This is a genomic window from Yinghuangia soli, from assembly GCF_021502675.1.
GTDB lineage: Bacteria > Actinomycetota > Actinomycetes > Streptomycetales > Streptomycetaceae > Yinghuangia > Yinghuangia soli.
In genome coordinates this window covers 304,388-325,553 of sequence record NZ_JAKFHA010000003.1, presented here as the reverse complement: position 1 = coordinate 325,553, position 21,166 = coordinate 304,388, and the positions used below count along the sequence as shown (strand labels likewise).

The window sequence follows — 21,166 nt, the reverse complement described above, 5'->3', positions numbered from 1 at the left end:
AGGTGCCGCCGGCCTTCGTCCGCCTGCCACGTGCCGACGTCAGGAACGCGCGTGGCAGGTGGGCGCGGCGGAGAGGGCGGTGGCGGCGGTGCCGGCGCCGGTCCGCGGTCGGCATTGCCTTGCCGGTCAGCGGGTTTGCGAGTCGCGACAGCCCCGCCAGGGCTGCCGCGGGCGGGCAGCTCAGGCGTCGGGCGGGAGGGGGCCGATGTCGACCGCGTACAACTCGCCCAAGTGGGTGGGGTAGGCGGTGGTTCCGGCTGTCACCACCGCACCGCCCTGCACCCGCACGCCGCCTACCGTCCAGCGGATGCTGCCGGTTGCCGGGTCCCGGCCGACGAAGCGGTCCTGGTCGCGGCCGAGGAGGTTGCCGTCCGGACCGCCGGCCACCCACTCGGTGCCGGCGTGCTCCAAGCGGTCCGGGTTCGCCTTGTAGACCTTGGTCTCCCAGCGGGGTGCGCCGGTGGCGCGGTCCAGTGCGTGCAGCACCGAACTCCCGCGCGGGAAGGCCACGTAGAGGTGGTCGCCGACCGGGGTGATCATGTAGTTCGAGCCGTCCGGCCTGGGCAGCGGGGTGAACCAGCGGTGGCTGCCGGTCGCGGCGTCCAGGCACCCGGCGCCGCCTGACGCGGTGCTGTAGTACACCGCGCCGTCGGCCACGCTGATGAGAGCGTTGGCGCGCAATTCGGGGCCGGTCTGCCAGCGGACCGTTCCGTCGCTCGGGTGGTAGGCGGCCACGCCCAGGTTCCAGTCGGCGTCCTGGGTGAGGACGTACGCCAGCTCACCTGCCGGTACGGCGGGCCCGAACCTGTACGCCCTCAACGGCCCGGTCCACCGCGGGCGGCCGGTGCGGGTGTCGAGGCCGACGGCGTTGCCGTCCGGGTCGACCGCGTGCACCACCTCACCGGCCACCGACACCAGCATCGACGGCGAGGGCGTCGGGAACGACCACAGGCGCTGCCCGTCGGACGCCCGTATCGCGACCAACATCCCTGACCCCTGCCGCGGCGACGAGTTGACGTAGACGACGCCGTCGGACACCACTGTCGGCAGGGTCCAGTCGCTCCCCAGGTCCGGCACACGCCACCGCTCCGACCCGGTCGCCGCGTCCAGGCCGTACCAGGTGCCCCGGCTGTTCTCGCTGCCCGAGCCGAACACCACCACGTCACCGACCAGCGCCGGTGCGCAAGTCTCGCCCCCGCACCGGAAGCGCCATCGGACCTGGCCGGTCGCCGCGTCGATGCCGTACGCCGAACCGCCGGGTCTCCGGTCCGCGTCCGTGGTCACGTACAACTGCCCTGACCCCACGGCCGGACGGCCCTGGATCCACTCGTTGTCCTCGGCTCGGAACGTCCACAGCGGCGCGCGGCGCGGTACGCCTGCGCTGCCGCCCGTACCGCACCCGGTCGCCCCGAGCACCGCCCCGCCCGTCAGCGCGGCGGCCAGGCGCAGCACCCCTCGGCGGCTCGGCGGAGACGCCGCCTGCCCCGTCATCCCGATCATGTTCCCCCCAGGCACAGCCCCGCGCGTCGCTCGGGAAGACCGGCGCGCCCGTCGACGCCCCGGGTCCGCCCCGGTGGTCGCGACTCGGGGTGCGTCCCCGCGCGGCCCCGTACCGGGTACGGTTCCGCTCCCGCAGTCCCGGGCGCCAGGGACCCTCGCCTTCACCGACCGGGATCCGGCGGGGGTGGTCCGGCAACGGGCCGGCGAGCCGCCGGCCGCCCTCGTTGCGCTTGGCTGCGGCTGTCTGCCGCCCTCACCCTGTGAAGCCGCGCCCGGTTTTCGATCAGGCCGGCACCGACGCTGTCCCCGGCCGGTCGGCGGACACGACGGCATGCGTGCAGGACGAAGGATGCGGAGCCATGACTCGTCGGAGGCATGACCCGGCGGGACTGCTCACCGCAGTTGCCGAGGCCGACCGGGGCGCGCCCTGGGGCTGCGCGGAGGCCGATGCGGGCCGTGGACGGTGAGGATGTGCCCGGGCAGCGTCGTCCCGGACCATCGTGATGGCCGCGAACTCCCTTGGAGCAGCGGGAGGTTCGAGGCCTTCGCCGAGGCCGCTGATCTCCAGGGTCGCTCCGACGGCGCTGCAGCGCTGCGCCAAGTGGTCGAGGAAGTGGGGGCCGTAGTCGTCCATCCAGGGGACGCGGGTGAGGTCGAGCTGCACGTGTGCCACTCCGGTGCGGATCTCGGACGCTGCCGCGCGCAGGCAGCGGTCCGCGGTGATGGTGATGTCGCCGTCCGGAACGAGGACGAGCGTCCGGGCGGTCATGTGGACGCGGCAGGCCGTGAACGGCCGGTGGTCCGGAGCGGGCAGGTGGCGGTGGTCGCGGGTGGTCTCGGGACGGGGGCGCGCGGGCATCGGGGGATTCCTCGGGGTGGCGGGACCGGACTTGTGTGTGCTTGGACACCTCCGGCGCGCGAACCTCACGCGTCCGTTCGGTGGATTTCGGTACCCGTCGCCGGCCTGGGGTTGCCGACCGCGGAGGCTAGTGGAGGTGTCGACGCGGCAGGCCGCGGACGGTGCGGAACTCGACGTCGACAGGCAGGCGTTCGAGTCCGACACTGGTGCGGCCGTGCTCGACGGCCTCGTCGCGGACCGCCCGGAGGACGGCATACGGGTGCGCGCCGGCCTCGGCGCGCACCGCGAGCTTCAGCTGCGGGCCGTGCCGTCGGCGCACGAGCCGGGCCTGCGCCGAGATCACGTCGGGGATCCGCCGCACGTCGTCCTCGACGGCGTGCGCCAACGCATGCCCGTCGACGGTGACGGCGTCGGCGACGCGCAGCGCCTTCACGAGGCGTCGGCGGGACTGCGCGAGGAACCATCCCACGCACACCGCCAGCACGACCCCCGGCAGCCCGAACGCGACCCACCACCACCAGCCGTGCTCGGTGAGGCGCTCGGTCTGGCTCGGGGTGATCAGCGGCTTGTGCGCGGTGCCCAGCGCATCGCCGAGCCGGCCGTGGAACCCGCCGCGGGAACGGGCTGCCGCGGCCGAGCCGCCCACCAGCATGAGCAGACCGACGAGGGCGAGGAGGACACGGTTCAGGACGCGTCGCATGATGCTCGGCTCATCTCCCTCAGGCAGGTCGGAGGTAGACGTCGACCCGCAAAGGCCGCGACGGCAGCAGCGTGTCCATGCGCTCTTCGAGCGCCGCGTCGAGCTCGTCGTACAGTTCGTCGGCGTCGCGGAAGTGGTAGTCCACGTGCAGCAGGGCACGCCGCCGGGTGACCCGCACCCGGGCGTCCAGGACGCCGGTGGACGACAGAGCCGTGTGCCGCAGCAGCTGCGCCGCGGTGCGGCGGGTCATGTACGCGGACATCGCGGTGCCGACCGGCTCCAGCGGCAGCAGGTGCCGCCGCCCCGGTGTCAGGGCGACCGCGATCAGCCACAGGCCCGCGACCGCTACTGCGAAGCCGGCGATCCATACGGGGTCTTCGGCCCATGCGTGGGTCTGCAGCCAGTCCAGGGTCGCGTCGGCCCACCCCGGGGTGCGCTCGAGGCGGGCCGAGACTCCGACGAACACCACGGTCCCGGCGGCGAGACCGACGGCCGAAGCCGTCATCGCGGCGGTGAACCCGCGTGGCGACCACGCCCGCCGCGGCTTGCGGTACCCCGGGAAAGGCACCGCGGCAAGCGCGTCGGCATGCGTGTCGGCATGCGTGTCGACAGGTGTATCCGCGAGGCCGATGGCCGCGGAGAAGGGCGCGTCCGGCGCGCTCACCGCACCCGCCTCCCACCCGTCCCGATCCGGGTCAGCCGGCCGGCCACCACGTCGATCCGCAGCACCGGCAGCCCGGTCAGCCGCTCCACGTCGGCGCGTACCCGCTGCCGGACCGTCGCGGCGATGTCCACGACCCGTCCGGGGTAGGGCACATCGAGGTCGAGGCGCACGGTGGCGTGTGCGTCGCGGACCTTCACCCCGGCCTTGGGCCGACGCAGCGCGGTGTCCGGGGCGGCCGCACCGGTCGCCTCGGCCGCGGCCCGGGCGGCGATCTTCCGGACCACCCGGTCCGCGATCCGCAGCGACCCCCGATGGGCGGCGGAGACGGGCGTCGGCGCGCCTGCGGAGCCGGCCGGAACGAGCGCCGCCATCAACGGCGCCGGCCGCGGGAAGTGAACAGCTCACCCGGGTCCAGGTCGCCGTCCAGGTACCGCCCGGCCAGGAAGCCGACCGCGCCCACGGCCGCGACCAGCAGCAGCGTTCCGATGCCGCCGAGCGCGGCAGCCAGGCCCAGCACCATGCCGGCCAGCAGGCCCACGATGGGGGTGCTCATGAACTTCCAACTCCCTGCCCGTGCCTGCCAGGGGCACGCTTCGCGTCGATGAGCGCGGATGCCGCGCGATCCGAAGGGACAGGCAGCGGGCGGGCGCCCTCGCGCATGCCGCGACGGCGCCCTGCCGAGCTATTGACCTGCCGAGCTATTGACCTGTCGAGTTATTGACCTGTCGAGCGGGCGGCCTGCGGGACTGCAGGCACGTCCCGGCGCGGCTACTCGACGCGCGTGCTCGACGAGTCCTCGTCGCCGGGGATGTGGATGTCCGTGACCGCGATGTTCACCTCGACGACCTCGAGCGAGGTCATGCGCTCGACCGCGGAGATGACGTTCTCGCGTACCTCGTAGGCCAGTTCGCTGATGGCCACGCCGTACTCGACGACGATCTCCAGGTCGATCGCGGTCTGCTTCTCGCCGACCTCGACCTTCACGCCCCGGGTGACGCTGGGGCGCCCGCCCGGGACGCGGTCCCGGACGACGCCGAGCGCACGGGTCAGGCTGCCGCCGAAGGCGTGCACGCCGGCGACCTCGCGTGCGGCCATACCGGCGATCTTGCCGACGACCGGGTCGGCGATGGAGGTGCGGCCGCGGTCGGCCGGGACGGCGAACGCCGGTACGGCGACCTCCTGTCCGGTCTGCGCGGCAGGCGCGACGCTGTCGTATGCGGCTCCGGCACCCGGCGTGCGGCGCGCGGCACCGGTCGAGGTCGCGGAGTCGGTCTTCGTGGCGCTGCTCATACTCGTCCTCCTCATGGCGGGCCGGGCGGCCCATCCGGTGTGTTCCGATGCCTCTTGGACACACCAGCCGCGGAATCCTCACGCGCCATCGCGAACTTCTTTGCAGCTTCCCCCGATCGGCCCAGCGGCACGGACGTCAGCGCGGCGCCGACAGGACCGCGGTGACCACGACGCCGACCGTCACCGGCGCGACCGGCGCGTTGTCCGCCGCGCCTGCCGGCGAGCCGACCGTCGAGCCCGGGGACGACGGTGCCAGAGCAGCCCGCAGCGCATCCGCGACCGCCCGGCGCACCGCGCCGGCGACGGCCGACACCCGCTGCCCCTCGTACACGGCGAGGTGGATGCGCACATGCCGACCGGTCGCCTGAGCGGTGACGGTGACGCCCGCAGCCGGGTCGCGGAAGCGCTGCGTCCGCCGCGCATCGACACCGCGTATCCCCGGGCTGAGGTACGCGACGCCCGGCACTTGGCGCGCGGCTTCGGCGGCGGCCAGCGCGAGACTGCGGGACGGCCCCGGCGCTGCGGGTGCCGGAATGTAGCGCGTGGTCATCGCGGGGCCCTCCGGGGCGAGGCGGTCGGCGGTTCGTCGCGCAGTTCCACGACCGCCACGTCCACCGCGGCGACGTCGATGCCGAGTTCGCGGTCGGCGGCGTCCAGGACACGCCGGCGCACCTGTTCGGCGGTATCGGTCAGTCGGGGTGCGGAAGCGACCGCGACCTCGATGCGCACGCGCAGCGGTTCGCGCGGCAGGCGCTGTCCCGGGTGCGCGCGGGCGGGCGCGCTTGCCGCACGGATCCGGCAACTGCCCGCCCACACCCCGGGCTCGCGTTCGGCAGCGGCACGCAGCACGCGAGCGGCGGCGGCCTCGGTGATCCATTCGTCGACGTCCTCGGGATCACCGGATTCGCCCCCGACAGCTGCCGCCGGGGTGCCGAGCGGCAGCAAGGGGCCGGGACGGAGTTCGGTACGGACGACGTCCATCACGCGGGCGGCGAAGTCCGCGTGCCGGGCCGCGTCGGTGGTCCCGCCGGGGGCAGCGGCTTCGGCGACCAGCTCGTGCAGCGCCGACGTGTCGGCGGCCGCTGCGCGGCAGTGCGGGCAGGCGCCGTGCCCGACGGGAGGCTGCCCGGCGTCCCAGATGCCGGCCAGCGAGGCCCCGCACGGCAGAACCTCGTCGTCGGCGTCGTCCGGCGTCGGGGGTGGTTCTAGCGCCATGCCTGCATCGCCTCCATCAAGCTGCGGCGGGCACGGAACAGGCGGCCGCGGACGGCCGGTTCCGCGATGCCGACGACATCGGCGATCTCCTCGTACGACATTCCGTGCAGCTCCCGCAGTACCCAGCATGCCCTCTGATCGGCGGTGAGCGCGTCAAGAGCCTCGTTCAGCGCCCGCCCGGACGCCGCCGACTCGGCCGCGCGCGGCGGGTCCAGAGCCGGATCGGCCATGCGCGGTTCGGGAGCCGCCTCCAGGGGCCGGGTCGCGGGACGGGCCCGGAGCAGGTTGAGGCAGCGATTGGTGGTGATGCGGAACAGCCAGGTGCCGAAGGCCGCTTCGCGGCGGAACTCGGGAAGCCTGCGCCACGCGGTCACCAGCGCGTCCTGGACCGCGTCCTCCGCCTCGACGGCACTGCCCAGCAGCCGGGTCGCCAGCGCGAGCAGTTGCGGCGCGTGGCCGCGCACCAGCACGCCGAACGCGGCATCGTCCCCTTCGGCCGCACGGGTGACCAGCAGCGCTTCCGGCGTCGCCGAGTCCGCCGCCGAGTCCGCAGCCTGGCCGTCCGTTCCCGGGGCACCGCCCGGCGGTAGGGCGTCAGGGGCGTAACCGTGCATCCTGACTCCGATGTCCGCGGCCGTGGACTGGCAAGCCTAGGGCACCGCCAACCGCCCCACGGCGAACCTCCGCGGCACCGGCCGTCACACGGCGCTGGGGATTTCGGTCGGTGGTGGCGGTGCGCATCGACGGCCGGATTCCCGGACGCGCGGGCCGTCGGAAAGGCGTGCGGGGGCGGGCCGCCGGAAAGGTGTGCGGGGCGGGAAGCCGACTCCACGACTGGGCGCGGAATGGTCAGGGTGTTACAACTGGGAGCATGGCATGGCGCCGTCGACGATCGACGCGCTCGCCGTTTCCGCGAAGGATCGGGGCCGGGTCGCGCGAGGCGTCCGAAAAGCCCGAGGTGCAGCCTGCGGCTTCGAGGCGCGGGCTGCTGAGCCTGCGGAGCCTGGCCGGACAGGTGTTCTGGTTGCAGGTCGCGGTCGTGCTGCTGCTGAGCGCAGCAGCCGCGACGGCGCTGGTCCTGCAGGCGCACCGCGACAGCGAGAGCAAGGCACGCCACCAGTCACTCGGAGTCACCGAGGGGTTTGCCCAGGCGCCCGGGGTGGCGGCGGCACTCGAGAGCCCCGATCCGACCGCCGTGCTGCAGCCTGCCGCGCTGCGGGTCATGGAGCGGACCGGCGTCGCCTACGTCGCGGTGTTCGACGCGGACGGCGTCCGGGTCGCGCACACCGAGCCCGGCCGGATCGGCGTGCGCCTCGAGGTGCCGGAGGTCCTGCGGCAGCAGCTGCTGCAGGGCGAATCGGTCACCGCGACGGTCTCGGCCACGGCCGGGAGGTCCATCGTGTCCAGCACGCCGGTGTTCGCCCCGGACGGCCGCTTCGTCGGCGTCGTCGTCGCCGGGATCACCACCGACCGCGTCGGCGACAACGTGGACCGCCAGCTGCCCCTGATGCTGGGCGGCGCTGCTGCCGCGCTGGCCCTCGCCGCGGGCGGGACCGCGCTGGTGAGCCGGCGGCTGCAGCACCAGACGCACGACCTCGGGCCGGCCGAGATGACGCGGATGTACGAGCACCACGACGCCGTCCTGCACGCGGTGCGCGAAGGCGTGCTGATCATCGGCGCGGACGGGCGCCTGCTGCTCGCCAACGACGAAGCGCGCCGCCTGCTCGACCTGCCGCCCGACAACGAGCAGAGCGCCGTACAGGACCTGCCCGTGGACCCCTCGCTCGCCGCGCTGCTGGCGTCCGACCGGGTCGCCGACGACGAGGTGCACCCGGCCGGGGACCGGTTGCTGGCCGTCAACAAGCGGACCACCGCCCCGTACGGCGGCCCCGGAGGAAGCGTGGTGACGCTCCGCGACACGACCGAACTGCGGGCGCTCGCCGGGCACGCCGAAGTCGCGCGTGAACGCCTCCGGCTGCTGTACGACGCGGGAGTCCGGGTCGGCACCACGCTCGACGTCCGCCGCACCGCCGAGGAACTGGCCGGCGTGGCCGTACCCGCCTTCGCCGACATCGCCACCGTCGAACTCCTGGACCCCGTGCTGCGGGGCGAGGAGCCGACCGGCACCGCCCTGCGCCGCACCGCCCTGCACGGCGCACCGGACGACCACCCCCTGCGACCGGTCGGCGAGCCGTTCGACAGGGCGCCCGGCACGCCCGTTGCCGCCGCCGTCGAGGACGGCCGCGCCGTGGTGCACACCGATCTGGCCGCCGCCGACGGCCGCGGCCATGACCCCGAGCATGCCCGGCGGCTCGCCGCCTCCGGACTCCACTCGGTGGTCACCGTGCCGCTCCAGGCCGGCGGCGTCGTGCTGGGACTGGCGACCTTCTGGCGCGGCCGGGACGCCGAGCCGTTCGACGATGAGGACCGCGTGGTCGCCGAGGAACTCGTCGCCCGCGCCGCGCTGTCCGTCGACAATGCCCGCCGCTACACCCGCGAGCACACCCTCGCGGTCACCCTCCAGCGCAGCCTCCTGCCCCGCGGACTGCCCGACCAGGACGCGCTCGAGGTCGCCTACCGCTACCTGCCGGCCCAAGCCGGCGTCGGCGGCGACTGGTTCGACGTCATCCCGCTGCCCGGAGCCCGGGTCGCGCTCATCGTGGGCGACGTCGTCGGCCACGGCCTGCATGCCGCCGCCACCATGGGACGGCTGCGCACCGCCGCCCACAACTTCTCCGCTCTCGACCTGCCGCCCGACGAACTGATCGGCCACCTGGACGACGTGGTCGCGCGCATCGACCAGGACCAGGACAAGGACGACACGGCCGCCCAGGTCACCGGCGCGACGTGCATGTACGCGATCTACGACTCCGTGATCGGCAGGATCACCCTGGCCCGCGCCGGCCACCCCGGACCCGCGATCGTGCAGCCCGACGGAACCGTGGTGTTCCCCGACATCCCCGGCTCCCCGCCGCTGGGCCTGGCCGGCAACGAGCCCATCGAAGCCACCGAACTGGACCTGCCCGAAGGGTCGCAGCTCGTGCTGTTCACCGACGGCCTGGTCGAACACCGCGGCTCCGACATCGACGCCGGATTCGAGCGGCTGCGCGCCGCGCTGGCCGCCGGGGGCGCCGGACGCACCCCGGAGCAGACCTGCACGGCGGTCATGGACGCGATGCTGCCCGAACGCCCGAGCGACGACATCGCCCTCCTGGTGGCCCGGCCCCGGCTCCTCCCGCCCGACCACGTCGCCACCTGGGAGGCCGCCTCGGACCCGCAGGAGGTGGCCCGCGTCCGCACGGCGTGCACGGCCACCCTGCAAGCCTGGGGGCTGGACGAGATCGCGTTCGACACCGAGCTCATCCTCAGCGAACTCATCACCAACGCCATCAGGTACGCCGCGCAGCCCATCCGGGTGCGCCTGCTGCACAACGACATCCTGACCTGCGAAGTCTCGGACGGCAGCAGCACCTCGCCGCACCTGCGCCGCGCCGCGACCACCGACGAAGGCGGCCGCGGCCTGTTCCTGGTCGCGCAGTTCGCGGACCGCTGGGGGACCCGCTACACCGCGCGCGGCAAGGTCATCTGGGCCGAACAGGCCCTCCACCCCGAGCGCCGGCACGACGACATCGACCCCGACGCGCTCCTCGCCCAGTGGGACGAGGACCTCTGAGCGGGCGCGGCTGCGAGCGCCGCATCGGCGAACGGGCCGGTCGGCCATGCCGCGTCAGCCCATGGTGCGGTGGCCGTCGATCGTCTCGCGGATGATGTCGGCGTGCCCCGCATGCTGCGCGGTCTCCGCGATGACGTGCAGCAGCACCCGCCGGACCGTCCAGACGGCGCCGGGCTCGAACCACGGGGCGGCGGGCAGGGGGTGTGCGGCGTCCAGGTCGAGCGTGCCCACGAGTGCGTCGGTGGCTGCCGCGACCCGGGCGTACGCGTCCAGCACACCGGCCAGCGTTTCGTCCTCGGTCAGTACGAACTGCCCTTCCCAGTCGATCGGTTCGGCCTCCATGGCGGCAGCGCCCCCGACCGCGAACGCCATCCAGCGCTGCTCGGTGGACGCCACATGCTTGATCAGGCCGCCGACGGTGAGCGCGCTGACCGTGCTCCTCGTGGCGGCCTGCTCGTCGGTGAGCCCCTCGGCGGTCACCCGGAGGAACCCGCGATGCCTGTCCAACGAGGCCAGCAAGTCCGCGCGTTCGCCGGACCTGGTCGGCATATCGGAAGTGTCCTGCGTACCGGTCATGACGAGACTCTTGCAGGACCACGCGTCCGGTGGCGCCCGGCACGCCGCCGTCCTCCGGCGGAATCCGCCGATCGCCGGGCCGCGCGGGCACCGCTCGCCAGGGCGGTGCCCACGGCGTTTTCAGGCTTGGTCACGCAGTACCTCGCGGGCCGCGCGGGCGCCGGAAGCCAAGGCCCCCTGCACCGAGCCGGTCGTCAGGTGGTCGCCGGCGGCATAGCGCCCGGGGGAGATGCGGGACGGCCTCGTCAGCGGGTGGCCGGGAGGCATCGCCGGGAGCGCGTCGGCCACCGTGGTCGTCGCCACGAGGTCCCAGGCCGAGGAGTCGGCCTCGTAAGCATCGGCGAGTGCGGCCCGGACTTCGCCCTCGCGTCCGGGCAGGTCCGTACCGAGGACCGAGGCCTGGACAAGGTGGGTTCCGGTCGGTGCGTACGTCCGGGCCACCTCGGTCAGCACGCAGGTGTTGAGGAAGCGCATGCGCGTGTCGACCATCAGGGTCGGCTCGGCCAGCGGCGAAGTCGGCGCTGCGTACTGATAGGTGGTCACCGTCCGGTACGGCGGCACCGCCGCCCCCGGCAGCAGTCGGCTTGCCGCGCTCGGGCCGGCTGCGACCACCACGGCCGACGCGCCCAGATCGGTCCCGTCGGCCAGCACGACTCCCTCCCCGGTCAGCGCGGCGACGGGCGAATCGGTGACCACGGTTCCCGCGGGAAGGGCCGCGGCGAGCTGCCGGGGGACCGCCCCGATCCCGTCGGCCGGGAGGCAGAGCGATCCGCGCACCATGCTGCGCCACACCATGCGGAAGACCGCTGCCGACGTGGCCAGCCCGTCCTCCAGGAAGACGCCGGACAGGAACGGCCGGAAGAAGCGTGCGACGAACTCGTCGGTGAACCCCAGGGACTTCAGTGCCGCGCCGGTGCTGCGGTCCGGCCGATACACCCCCGCCGCCTTGGTGAGCCGCGGCGGTGCCAGCGCGCACCAGCCCGACAGCGCCGCCAGCGCGGCCATGTCCCGCGGCCCGATGCCGCCGGTGCGCACGCTCCCGATCGCGTCCGCCAGCCTGCGCGTGGGGTCGGCCACGCGGGTCGTCCCCTGAGGGCCGTGCACGAGCACCGCGGGCCGGAACGCGCACAGCCGCAGCGCCTTCCGATCGATGCGCCGCTTGACCTGCGGATACGACGTATTGAAGACCTGGAATCCGCGGTCCAGGACGAAGCCGTCGCGGTGATCCGAGCGCATCCGCCCGCCGACGTCGTCGGATGCCTCCAGCACCCGCACCCGCCGGCCGGCCGCGATCAGGTCCGCGGCGCAGGCGAGGCCGGCGAGTCCCGCTCCCACCACGATGACGTCGAGTCCTGCGCCGGTCGGCGCGGCGCCCTTGCGCTGCCTGCGGCTCGCGGCGTCCGCGACATCCTCGGCGTTGTCGGCGTTGTCGGCGTTGTCGGCGTCTTCGGCGTCCTCGGGTTCGGGCGTCAGCCCTTGATCTGCCATTGCTCCAGTACCTCCTCCAGGTCGGACAGCCGGTCGAGGCCCGCGACCGCGCGGGTCATGCGCGGGTTGTGCGCCAGCCGGTCGCGGTGCCGGTGCAGGAACGCCCAGTACCCGCCGGTGAAGGGGCACGCGCGAGCGCCGACGCGTTCGGTCGGGCGGAACGCGCACGACCCGCACAGGTCGCTCATGCGGTGCAGGTAGGCGCCGCCGGACGTATAGGGCTTCGTGGTCATGCGTCCGCCGTCGGCGTACTGGGACATGCCGACGACGTTGGGGACCATCACCCAGTCGTAGCCGTCCACGAACAGCCGGTGGAACCAGTCGGTCACTGCAGCCGGGTCCCAGCCCCGTTGCAGCGCATGGCTGCCGAGGATCATCAGGCGCGGGATGTGGTGGGTCCATCCCGTGTCGCGGACCTGGGCGAGCGTTGTGGCCAGGCAGTTCGCCTCCACAGCATCGGCGTCCGCGTCGAGGAACCACTGCGGCAGCGGGGCGGTGTGCCCGAGCGCATTGTTCGTCCGGTAGTCGACGCCGAAATGCCAGTACAGCTGCCATACGTACTCGCGCCAGCCCGCGACCTGGCGCACGAAGCCCTCGACGCTGTTGAGCGGAGCCGCACCGGCGCGCCACGCCGCCTCGGCCGCGGCGACGCACTCGGCCGGGTCCAGCAGCCCCAGGTTGAGCGGTGCCGACAGGAGGCTGTGGCTCATGACAGGGTCGGCGGACAGCACGGCATCCTCGTACGTGCCGAAGGCCGAAAGCCGGTGGGCGACGAACCGCTCCAGCGCCGCCACCGCTTCCCGTCGAGATGCGGGAAACAGCCGGGGCCCGTCGCGGCCCACGAACGAGACCTCGCCGGCCCGCTCCCAAGCGTCCAGGTCGTGGCGTACCTCATCGTCGACCGAGTCCTCGTGCGGCCGGTACGGGGACGGCACGCCCAGCGAGCTCGCGCCGCGCGGCGGCGAGGCCCTGTTGTCATGGTCGAAGTTCCAGCGCCCGCCGACGGGCTCGGCGCCCTCCATCAACAGCTCGTGCTCGCGGCGGACCCAGCGGTAGAACTCCTCCTGCCGCAACTGGCGGCGCGCCCGGTCGCCTGCCCACGAACGAAAGGCATCGTGCGGCACCAGGAACCCCCTGGCCGGCAGCACAGTGACGTTGTCGAGGGACCGCACGAGGCGCAACGCGGCGTGCGACGTCGGGTGGTGCACCGTGACCCGCGCCGTACCCAGAGCCTCCTGCAGCCCGTCCCGGTACGTCTCGGCCCGGACGTAGCGCACGCGGTCGCCCAGCTCCGCCGCGCGCCGCCGCATCGCCGACAGGATCAGGTGGGCCTTCGCGCGGTGGAAGCGCCGCCGACGGAAGACGGAACGGGCCTCGATCATCACGACCGGGGCATCGGGCCGCGGACCACCGGCATCCGCGGTGAGGAAGTGCGGGCCGAGCTGATCGCCGAACAGCCAGTGTGCATCTGCCATGACGCCCCATCGTGGCGTGCGCGACCCCGGCCGGGGCGCCGGGACACAAGAGATCACCCGCGGTCCCTCGAACGGATTACCCGACCGCCGGCTCCGCGCCCCGTCAGACAGAACTGAGCTGTGCGGCACCGAAGGAGACGTCGAAGCGGTCGCACCAGATGGTGACGCTGGTCAGGCGGCCGAGGTCGACGTCCGCGGGCAGCGTGTAGTTCTGGTCGCCCTTGTTGCCCTTCAACTGACCGAGGTCCTTATGGGCGCCGTCGTCGAACACACGCCACCCGGAACTGCCCTCCTTGACCGGCGCATCGGTGATCCACACGTGGAGGTCGGGGCCGTTGCTCGTGTCGAGGTCCTCCAGGCGCAGCACCCTTGTGCCGTCCGCCAGTTGCAGGACCTCGACAGTGCCCTTGGTGCTGTGCTCGTGGCTGATGAAGCGGCCGGTCGCCAATATGACCGGCCCGGCGGCCGCCGCGGGACCAGGCGAGCCCGTAGCCGCAGGGGCCGGCGCGCTCGATGAACCTTCCTGCGCCGCGGGCACGGCTATCTGGCCGGGCCGCGCCTCGTTGACGGTCTCGTCGACCCACAGCTTCCACGGCTGGAACCAGTACAGCCCGAACGCCAAGGCGACAGCGAGCACAGCCGCCACCCCCAGGACGACCGGCTTGCGCAGGAACAGCAGAAGACGACGCATCAAGACCTCCATGGACGACCCGGCATGCGAGGGCCGGCGTTCGGTCCCAGCATCGGCGCTCGGCAGCGCGGACGGGAGGCCAGGCCGCCCTGAGGCAGCAAACGTCAGAATTCCGAAAGACATCGGCTCCGACGCTCACCGGGGTATCGGCACCTCCGTCCGGATCTTCCCGCCCCCTTCACGGCCCCGGAACGCCCCGTGCCCGCAGCCGCTGCGATCCCGGCTCCGAACCGGACACCGCCCCCGCGCTCGTCTATCCCGAGCCAGGTCCCCGAGGGCGCCGCAGTCTGCCCCGTCACCGCACCGCGACGAGGTCGGTCAGATCCCCGAGGACCTCGCTGGCAAGTACCGGGTCCAGCCCGCCGAACGTGAGCTCGTGCGCGTCCAAGGGCATGTAGTCGCCGGGGCGTTCGGCGAGCCAGACTTCGCCCAGGGGCTGGACCGGGTCGGTGTCCGGCACGCCGATCGAGATGCCCTCTTCCAGGGCGATGACCACGTGCCGGTTTTCCCCGACGCGCCGCGAGATCCACCGCTCCACACCGTTGTCCAGCGCGGGGCCGCGGTTCCAGCCGCGCCCGACCAGGCCGAGCACGGTGCCGGTCGGCACGGCAGCACCCTCGAAGCGGGCGAGCCGGTGGCTCGCGGCTTCCTGGGACTCGAGGGCGTACACCGGCCGGTCGAGTTGCGCGAACGGCTGCACGATCCCCTGCTCCGCGAACACCGCCGCCCACACAGGCACGGAGGTACCCAGGAGCAGCGGGTGCGGCAGCGTCACCGTCGCCCCGTCGCCCACGGCGACAGTCCGGCCCTCCGCGTCGACATACGTTCCATCCCCGGTCACCCGGAACGCCACCCCGCCCGCGCCGGCATCCGCGGTCCACACCAGCCGCCGCACCACGCGGCCCACGAGCGGGTGTTCCACCAGGTAGGAGCGGAACTCCGCCGCATCCCATGTGCGGCGCTCCACCATCGCCTCCTCGAACCGCCGCGCAGTGTCAGCGGCCAGCGTGCGCACGTCCTTCTTCAACGCCGTGAACCTGGCGCGGCTCTCCGCGGCCGCCTCGGCGTCGTCGCCGGCACCGGGCGCGGGCAGCGACGCACGGCGGCGTCCGTCGGGGCCCAGCACGTAGGGCCGCAGTTCGTCGTCGAAGCCGATCGTGAACGCCCGCGGTCCGTAGGCGGCGACCGTGCGGGCGTCGGCGTCGAGGCCGAAGGTGGGGGCGAGGCGGTCGGCGAGTTGCCCGCTGGTCAGTCCCAGGCGCGCGGCCACCTCGGCGGTCTTCTCCCGGGCGTGCGCCTTGACCGCCTTGAACCGGGCGCGCTGCGCGATGCCGAGGAGCAGGGTGAGGGCCTGGTCCGTGCCGATCCCGGCCAGCACGTCGAGGCCGTCGACCGCCCACTTGTGCGCGTTCTCGCCGGGCCAGGCGCGGACCAGCGGGGCGAGGCGCAGCGCGGTCCCGTCGTCGCCGAGCCAGGCCAGTGCGTGCAGGGCCCAGCTGCCGGTGGCGGGCATGCCCGCGCAGCGCCATTCCTCGAGCAGCTCCCAACCGAACTCGGCGAGGCTCTCCGGGGTGCAGGCGTCGCGTACCGGGCCGAGCCCGGCGTACGGGGCGCCGGGGGCCGAGAGGGCGAGCATCGTGACCAGGGTGCCGGTCGCGTGGTCCGAAAGCGCCGCGCCGCTACGCAGGACCGGCTGCGGGAGTGCGGCCGGATCGGCCCAGGCCGGGGTTACCGGGATCTTGGCGGGGAGGGCGCGGACCAGGGGGTCGGCGTCGAGGAGCGCGTCGACCGCGGCGCGGGCCGCCGCCCCGAACTCGTCCGCAATCGCGCGGACCCGGGCCGCGCCCGCCGGGCCTGGTGTGTCGGCTGCCGACACTTCGGAGGTCACCGAGGCCACGAACAGGAGCGCGTGTCCGGCGGCTTCGCGGTCCTTGCCGGGGGCGCCGACGGCGACGGGGATCAGGAGCCGTGCGGCGGCGTCCGGGTGGCGGGTGAACCACGCTCGCGCGAGCGGGCGAACCGATTTGAGCCGCATCAGCCAGTCGGCCATGAGCTGCGCGATCTCCAGGCTCAGGAACGGCATGAGCGCGGGGCCGTGGACGAGGGGGCTGGTGCGCGCGAGGTGGGTCAGCGGGCCCGCGGCGTCCGTGCCGTAGACGGCGGCGAGGACGCGGGCGGCGTTCTCGACGTCCCACTCGCTGCCCACGGGCCGCCAGGCGGCGACCGCGTCGGCGTATTCGGCGGCGGGGCCGCGCAGGAACGCTGTCCAGATGTCACCGCCGTAGAGGTGCCCGGCTCGGTACGCGGCCACCAGGTCTTTGAAATACAGCGTCCGGCGCGCGTGCCAGGACGGTGTCTGCGCGAACGCGTCCTGCTCGCCGGGCAGCCACGCCATCCAGGTCCCCGGATCGGTCGGCAGGGCTACGGGGGCGGGGAGGGAGGAGGGCCGCGGCCGGGTCCAGGGCGCGGAGGCGAGCACGTCGGGCAGGTCTGCTGACGACGCCTCGGGGATGCGCCGGGTCGCCGCCGGCAGCGGGGCCACGACGGCCGCCTCGTCGGCGTCCAGGACTGGCAGGACCTCGGCGGCGACTGCGGGGTGGCGGCGTATGTGCCGGGTGAGCATCGCCAAGGCGGCCGGGCCGCCGGGACCGGGCGTGCGCGACGCGCGGGCGAGGTGCCGCAGGGCACGCCGAGGGTAGCGGTCCATGGCCGCGGCGAGATGCGGCCGGGCGTACCGGTTGCCCATCTCGTCGACGAGGGCGGCGAAGGCCTCGTCGGTCGGCAGGCGGCCCAGCACGTCGAACAACGTGTCCTGGTACTTGGGGTCATCCCACCGGTGTGCGGCCCAGTCCGCGATCGCGAGGCGGGCGAACGCGGGCCCGACACCGTCTGCGAGCGTCGCCATGAGCGCCAACCTGCGGTCGGCGTCGTACGGGACGCCGAAGGACGAGACCGCGGCGAGGTGGGCGTCGGTGCCCAGCGCAGCCAGGAGCAGAGGCCTCAGGAACGCATCCTCGTGGGCAGGCGCGTCCGGCTCCGCGAGGCACTCGTCCGTCCAGGCAGTCTCCGTCGGCAGTAGGTAGCTCGCCATGATGCGGCGCGCCGGGTCGTGACGCAGCCCGGCCAGTGCCGTGACCGCCGCCTGGTGCGTGGCGTCGTCGGCTTGGCTGAGCAGCGCGCGGACGCGGGCGGCCACCGTCCGGAGTCCAAGGTCATGGTGCGAAACGACGCCGAGACGCTCGGCGAAGGGCCGCCGTTCAGGAGCCAGCCATGTCGTTCGGCTGTTGTAGTCCCAGCCGACGCTGATCGACACGCGGGCCATCATCGCCTCGGCGGCGAACACCAGCCCGTGGGCGGCAACCCAACTGTCGGCGTACGAGGCGAGTTCGCCGCTGTACGGACCGGCCAGGAGTGTCCAGACAGCGGCGCCCAGGGGGTCGGCGGCGCCGTCCCGGTATCGCGCTGCGGCGGCCGCCATGGCGGGGTCGGTGCGTTCGTGCGCGAGGGTGGCGGCGGCGCGGGCGGCTTCCGGGGCCGCCCAGCCTGCGACGACGGCGTGCGCCTCGGTGTCGACGTCGGGGACGGGTGCCGCAGCACCGCCCCGGCGCGGGTGCAGCACCGCGAGCCACGCGGCGGGGAAGGCGAAAGCGTTCTCGTCGGGGTGCCCGGCGTGTCGAGTCGTGGTTCCCGCGGTGTGCCGACCTGCCGAACTGTCCACGTGCCGCCGCCCCTTTGCCGAATATCCATGATCAAGTACGCGCACGATAGCGACGCTCTCCGACAAAGGCCGAGGGCGCTGTCGGCGGCCGTACCGGATCCTGCTGGCCGAGTGCCTGCCGCTGCGGGCGTGCTGCGACGTGATCCTGGGTGAGGTGCGGGGGCTGCCGGACCCTCCAACGACCCCAGCCAAGATCCTGGGGATCGACGAGTTCGCGTTCTGAAACGGACGGACCGCTGTCAGGGGGTGGTGCGGACGAGGCGTCCTGCGCAATCCCCGCCTTGGCGGCCGGGCTGGCGCTGCAGGTCGGCGTGGTTCCTGGTTCCTGGTTCCTGGACCGCCGAGGTCACCAGTCGGCGTCGTCGAATTGGTCGAGCAGGGCGTCCGCGAGGTCCGTGGTCGGGGCGCTGCCGGCTCCGGGGAGGGGGAGTTCGGCCCAGATGACCTTGCCGCGGGCGGTGTAGCGCGTGCCCCAGCGGGTGGCGAACCGGGCGACGAGGAACAGGCCGCGGCCGCCCTCGTCGGTGGTGGCGGCGCGCCGCAGGTGGGGTGCGGTGCTGCTCGCGTCGGAGACCTCGCATGTCAAGGCGCGTCCGTGGAGCAGCCGGACGCGGATCGGCGCGGTGCCGTAGCGGATCGCGTTGGTGACCAGTTCGCTGAGGATCAGCTCGGCGGTGAAGTCGATCTCCCCCAGACCCCAGGCGTCCAACTGGCGGGCGCACGCCGCGCGTACGGCGCCGACCGCCTCCGGATCGGGCGGTACGTCCCACGCGGCCACCTGGGACTCCTCGAGGATGTGCGTACGCGCCACCAGCAGCGCGACGTCGTCGCTCGGCTGCTCTTCGGCCAGCGCCCCGATCACCGCGTCGCAGGTCTGCTCCGGTGTCGCGGTCGGGCCTGCGGCGGTCAGCGCGTCGCGCAGCAGGTGCAGTCCGGCGTCCAGGTCGCGGTCGCGGCGCTCGATCAGACCGTCGGTGAACAGCACCAGCCGCGAACCCTCGGCCAGGTCGAACTCGGCTGTCTCGATGGGCAGTCCCTCGTTCAACCCCAACGGCAGCGAGACGGGCACCGGCGGGAAGTCCACGGCCCCCTCGGCGTCGACGACTGCAGGGCCCGGGTGGCCGGCCCGGGCTGCGACCACCCGCCCGGTGACCGGATCGTAGATCGCGTACGCGCACGTCGCGCCGGTCATCCGCCCTTCTTCCGGGCCGGCGCCGCCGTCGGCGTCGCGGTCCTGGTCGATTCCGGCGACGAGTTCGTCCAGGTGCCCCAGCACCTCGTCCGGCGGCAGGTCGAGTGCGGAGAAGTTGCGTACCGCGGTCCGCAGCCGTCCCATCGTCGCCGCGGCGTGCAACCCGTGCCCCACCACGTCTCCGACCACCAGTGCCACCCGGGTGCCCGGCAGCGCGATGACGTCGAACCAGTCGCCGCCCACGCCTACGCCTGCGCTCGCAGTCGCCTCTGCGAGGCTGCGCGGTTCGCTTGCCGCAGTGCTCGCTGTCGTGGCGTGGGCGGGCAGGTAGCGGAACGCGGCGTCGACTGCGTCCTGTTCGGGGAGCGTCTGGGGGAGCAGGCTGCGCTGCAGGGTGACTGCGGTGGTGTGTTCGCGGGTGTAGCGGCGGGCGTTGTCCAGTGCGACCGCTGCCCGCGCGGCGACCTCCTCGGCGAAGGACACGTCGTCGCCGTCGAAGGCGGGCGACCCGGCGCCGCGCCAGAAGGTCGCGAGTCCCAGCACCGGGCCGCGGGCCCGCAGCGGCACGGTGACCAGCGAGTGCACCCCGGCGTCGATCAGCCGCGCGGTACGGTCGGGGGCCTGTGCCTGCCACGCCTTGTCCGTCCCCAGGTCCGCCCGCAGCACCCCGCGCCCTTCCCGCAGGGCCTCGGCCATCGGTGTGGCCGGGCCGAACGTGATGACCTCCCCGGTCGGGTACAGCGCCGGGACCCCAGCGCCCCAGCCTGTCCAGTGCGAGGTCACCCGCCGCATCCGGCCCGCCGCGGCGTTCGGTGTACCGGGTTCGTCGTCCAGCATCGCTTCGACCAGGTCGACGGTCACGATGTCGGCGAACCGCGGCACGCACAGCTCCGCCAGCTCCTGGGTCGTACGCGCCACGTCCAAGGTGGTGCCGACCCGCACCCCGGCCTCGTACAGCAGACGCAGCCGCTCGCGGACCGCCTGGGCCTGCCCCGCCAGGGCCCGCAGCTCGGTGGTGTCGCGCAGGGTGACCACACTTCCGGCGGACCCGTACGGGGCGGTGGGCCGCTGGTTGACCGCCAGCAGGCGGTCGCCGACGGCGTGGACCTCGTCGGAGGCGTCCCGCCCGGACACCAGCAGCCCGGTCAGCCCTTCGGGCAGGCCCAGCGCCGCCGCCCCGCCCACCGACGTGTCCGCATCCGTGTCCGTGCGTGTCGCGGTGCCCGGGGCCGTGTCCGGGGGGAGGCCCAGGAGGCGCCGGGCCTCGTCGTTGGCGAGCACCACCCGGCGGTCCGCGTCCAGGATCAGTACGCCTTCACGGGCCGCGTGCAGGACCGCGTCGTGGTGCTCGTACATCCGGGTGATTTCGCTCGGCCCGAGGCCGCGGGTCTGCCGGCGCAGGCGCCGGCTCACCAGCGCGGCGGCGCCCGCGGACAGCGTGAGCGCGGCGGCCGCGCCGAGGGCGAGCCAGGGGATCTGCCGCCCCACGGTGTCGTTGACGCGTTCCACGGTGATCGCGGCGACCACAATGCCCACCGGCTCGCCCGCCTGCCTGTAGACGGGCACCACCGTGACGAACAGTTCGCCCTGATTGCTGGGGTACTTCGTGGTCACCGACTGCCCGGCGGCCAGAAACGGCCCCAGGTTGCCCTCGTAGCGCATCCCGATCAGGGCCGTGTCCGGTCCTGTCAGCCGCACCCCGTCCGCATCGAGCACCGTGAGGGCGTCGACGCCCGAGGCCTGCTGCGCGGCCCGCGCCGACGGTTCGAGCACCGCGGTCGGGTCGGGGCCGACGAGGGCGTCGACCAGGCCGGGGGAGTGGGCGTACGTCTCGGCGGCGGTCTGCGAGCGGTGCCGCGCGTCCCGCTCGCTGTCGTCACGCGCCTGCACCAGGAGCACCGTCACCGCTGCCGCGACAAGGAGGACCACGACCACGACCTGGAGCACGAAGATCTGCCCCGCCAAGGTGCGAGGGCCGTGGACGCGCGACCGCATGAACCGGACAAGACGCCCTGCCATCTCTTCTTTCTAACACCCCCGCGCTTTGTCGGCCTTTTCGGCCTGGCGGCGCAAATCGACAGCACGTGTGGCTGAGGCACGGCCAGGAGCCGCATTGCACCGAGGT

The 21,166-nt window shown here is 73.7% G+C and carries 17 protein-coding genes; 1 reads left to right on the top strand and 16 read right to left on the bottom strand.

Features of this window, described 5'->3' with window-relative positions; translation table 11 throughout:
* Positions 1–180: 180 nt before the first annotated feature.
* The 10 genes from LZ495_RS08375 to LZ495_RS08330 form a co-directional block, all read right to left on the bottom strand.
* Positions 181–1,491, bottom strand: coding sequence for an outer membrane protein assembly factor BamB family protein (locus LZ495_RS08375; protein ID WP_235051368.1), 1,311 nt, complete (start codon positions 1,489–1,491; stop codon positions 181–183).
* A gap of 292 nt (positions 1,492–1,783) precedes the next feature.
* The gene (locus LZ495_RS08370) at positions 1,784–2,359 is read right to left on the bottom strand and encodes an STAS domain-containing protein (RefSeq protein WP_235051367.1); all 576 of its coding nucleotides are present in this window, start codon (positions 2,357–2,359) and stop codon (positions 1,784–1,786) included.
* A gap of 127 nt (positions 2,360–2,486) precedes the next feature.
* A complete protein-coding gene (locus LZ495_RS08365; protein WP_235051366.1) occupies positions 2,487–3,059 on the bottom strand; it encodes an Asp23/Gls24 family envelope stress response protein in 573 nt (190 codons plus the stop codon).
* A gap of 19 nt (positions 3,060–3,078) precedes the next feature.
* Complete coding sequence (locus LZ495_RS08360; RefSeq protein ID WP_235051365.1) at positions 3,079–3,723, bottom strand: DUF6286 domain-containing protein; 645 nt, start codon at positions 3,721–3,723, stop codon at positions 3,079–3,081.
* A complete protein-coding gene (locus LZ495_RS08355; RefSeq protein WP_235051363.1) occupies positions 3,720–4,094 on the bottom strand; it encodes an Asp23/Gls24 family envelope stress response protein in 375 nt (124 codons plus the stop codon). The genes LZ495_RS08360 and LZ495_RS08355 overlap by 4 nt, the downstream gene beginning before the upstream one ends.
* A complete protein-coding gene (locus LZ495_RS08350; protein WP_235051362.1) occupies positions 4,094–4,276 on the bottom strand; it encodes a hypothetical protein in 183 nt (60 codons plus the stop codon). The genes LZ495_RS08355 and LZ495_RS08350 overlap by 1 nt, the downstream gene beginning before the upstream one ends.
* A 215-nt stretch (positions 4,277–4,491) precedes the next feature.
* On the bottom strand, positions 4,492–5,013 hold the full coding sequence (locus tag LZ495_RS08345) for an Asp23/Gls24 family envelope stress response protein (RefSeq protein WP_235051361.1): 522 nt from the start codon (positions 5,011–5,013) through the stop codon (positions 4,492–4,494).
* Between the two features lie 136 nt (positions 5,014–5,149).
* Positions 5,150–5,563: an Asp23/Gls24 family envelope stress response protein gene (locus LZ495_RS08340; protein WP_235051360.1), complete on the bottom strand. Its 414-nt coding sequence runs from the start codon at positions 5,561–5,563 to the stop codon at positions 5,150–5,152.
* Entirely contained in the window at positions 5,560–6,228 is a 669-nt protein-coding gene (locus LZ495_RS08335; RefSeq protein WP_235051359.1) for a hypothetical protein, read from the bottom strand. Before LZ495_RS08335 ends, LZ495_RS08340 begins: the two co-directional genes overlap by 4 nt.
* The gene (locus LZ495_RS08330) at positions 6,219–6,842 is read right to left on the bottom strand and encodes an RNA polymerase sigma factor (protein WP_235051358.1); all 624 of its coding nucleotides are present in this window, start codon (positions 6,840–6,842) and stop codon (positions 6,219–6,221) included. Before LZ495_RS08330 ends, LZ495_RS08335 begins: the two co-directional genes overlap by 10 nt.
* 257 nt (positions 6,843–7,099) lie before the next feature.
* Here LZ495_RS08330 and LZ495_RS08325 point away from each other — a divergent pair, with 257 nt between their 5' ends.
* The gene (locus LZ495_RS08325; protein ID WP_268822484.1) at positions 7,100–9,901 is read left to right on the top strand and encodes a SpoIIE family protein phosphatase; all 2,802 of its coding nucleotides are present in this window, start codon (positions 7,100–7,102) and stop codon (positions 9,899–9,901) included.
* Between the two features lie 54 nt (positions 9,902–9,955).
* Here the strand turns inward: LZ495_RS08325 and LZ495_RS08320 are convergent, their stop codons facing one another.
* The 6 genes from LZ495_RS08320 to LZ495_RS08295 form a co-directional block, all read right to left on the bottom strand.
* Positions 9,956–10,477 carry a DinB family protein gene (locus tag LZ495_RS08320; RefSeq protein ID WP_235051356.1) on the bottom strand — a complete coding sequence of 174 codons (522 nt, stop codon included), beginning with the start codon at positions 10,475–10,477 and terminating at the stop codon, positions 9,956–9,958.
* Positions 10,478–10,597: 120 nt separating this feature from the next.
* Positions 10,598–11,965: an NAD(P)/FAD-dependent oxidoreductase gene (locus LZ495_RS08315; protein WP_235051355.1), complete on the bottom strand. Its 1,368-nt coding sequence runs from the start codon at positions 11,963–11,965 to the stop codon at positions 10,598–10,600.
* On the bottom strand, positions 11,947–13,440 hold the full coding sequence (locus LZ495_RS08310; RefSeq protein ID WP_235051354.1) for a cryptochrome/photolyase family protein: 1,494 nt from the start codon (positions 13,438–13,440) through the stop codon (positions 11,947–11,949). Before LZ495_RS08310 ends, LZ495_RS08315 begins: the two co-directional genes overlap by 19 nt.
* Before the next feature lie 103 nt (positions 13,441–13,543).
* Entirely contained in the window at positions 13,544–14,131 is a 588-nt protein-coding gene (locus LZ495_RS08305) for a DM13 domain-containing protein (protein WP_235051353.1), read from the bottom strand.
* A gap of 295 nt (positions 14,132–14,426) precedes the next feature.
* Entirely contained in the window at positions 14,427–17,849 is a 3,423-nt protein-coding gene (locus LZ495_RS44745) for a DUF4132 domain-containing protein (RefSeq protein ID WP_235051352.1), read from the bottom strand.
* A gap of 346 nt (positions 17,850–18,195) precedes the next feature.
* Entirely contained in the window at positions 18,196–21,060 is a 2,865-nt protein-coding gene (locus LZ495_RS08295; RefSeq protein WP_235051351.1) for a SpoIIE family protein phosphatase, read from the bottom strand.
* Positions 21,061–21,166: the final 106 nt, after the last annotated feature.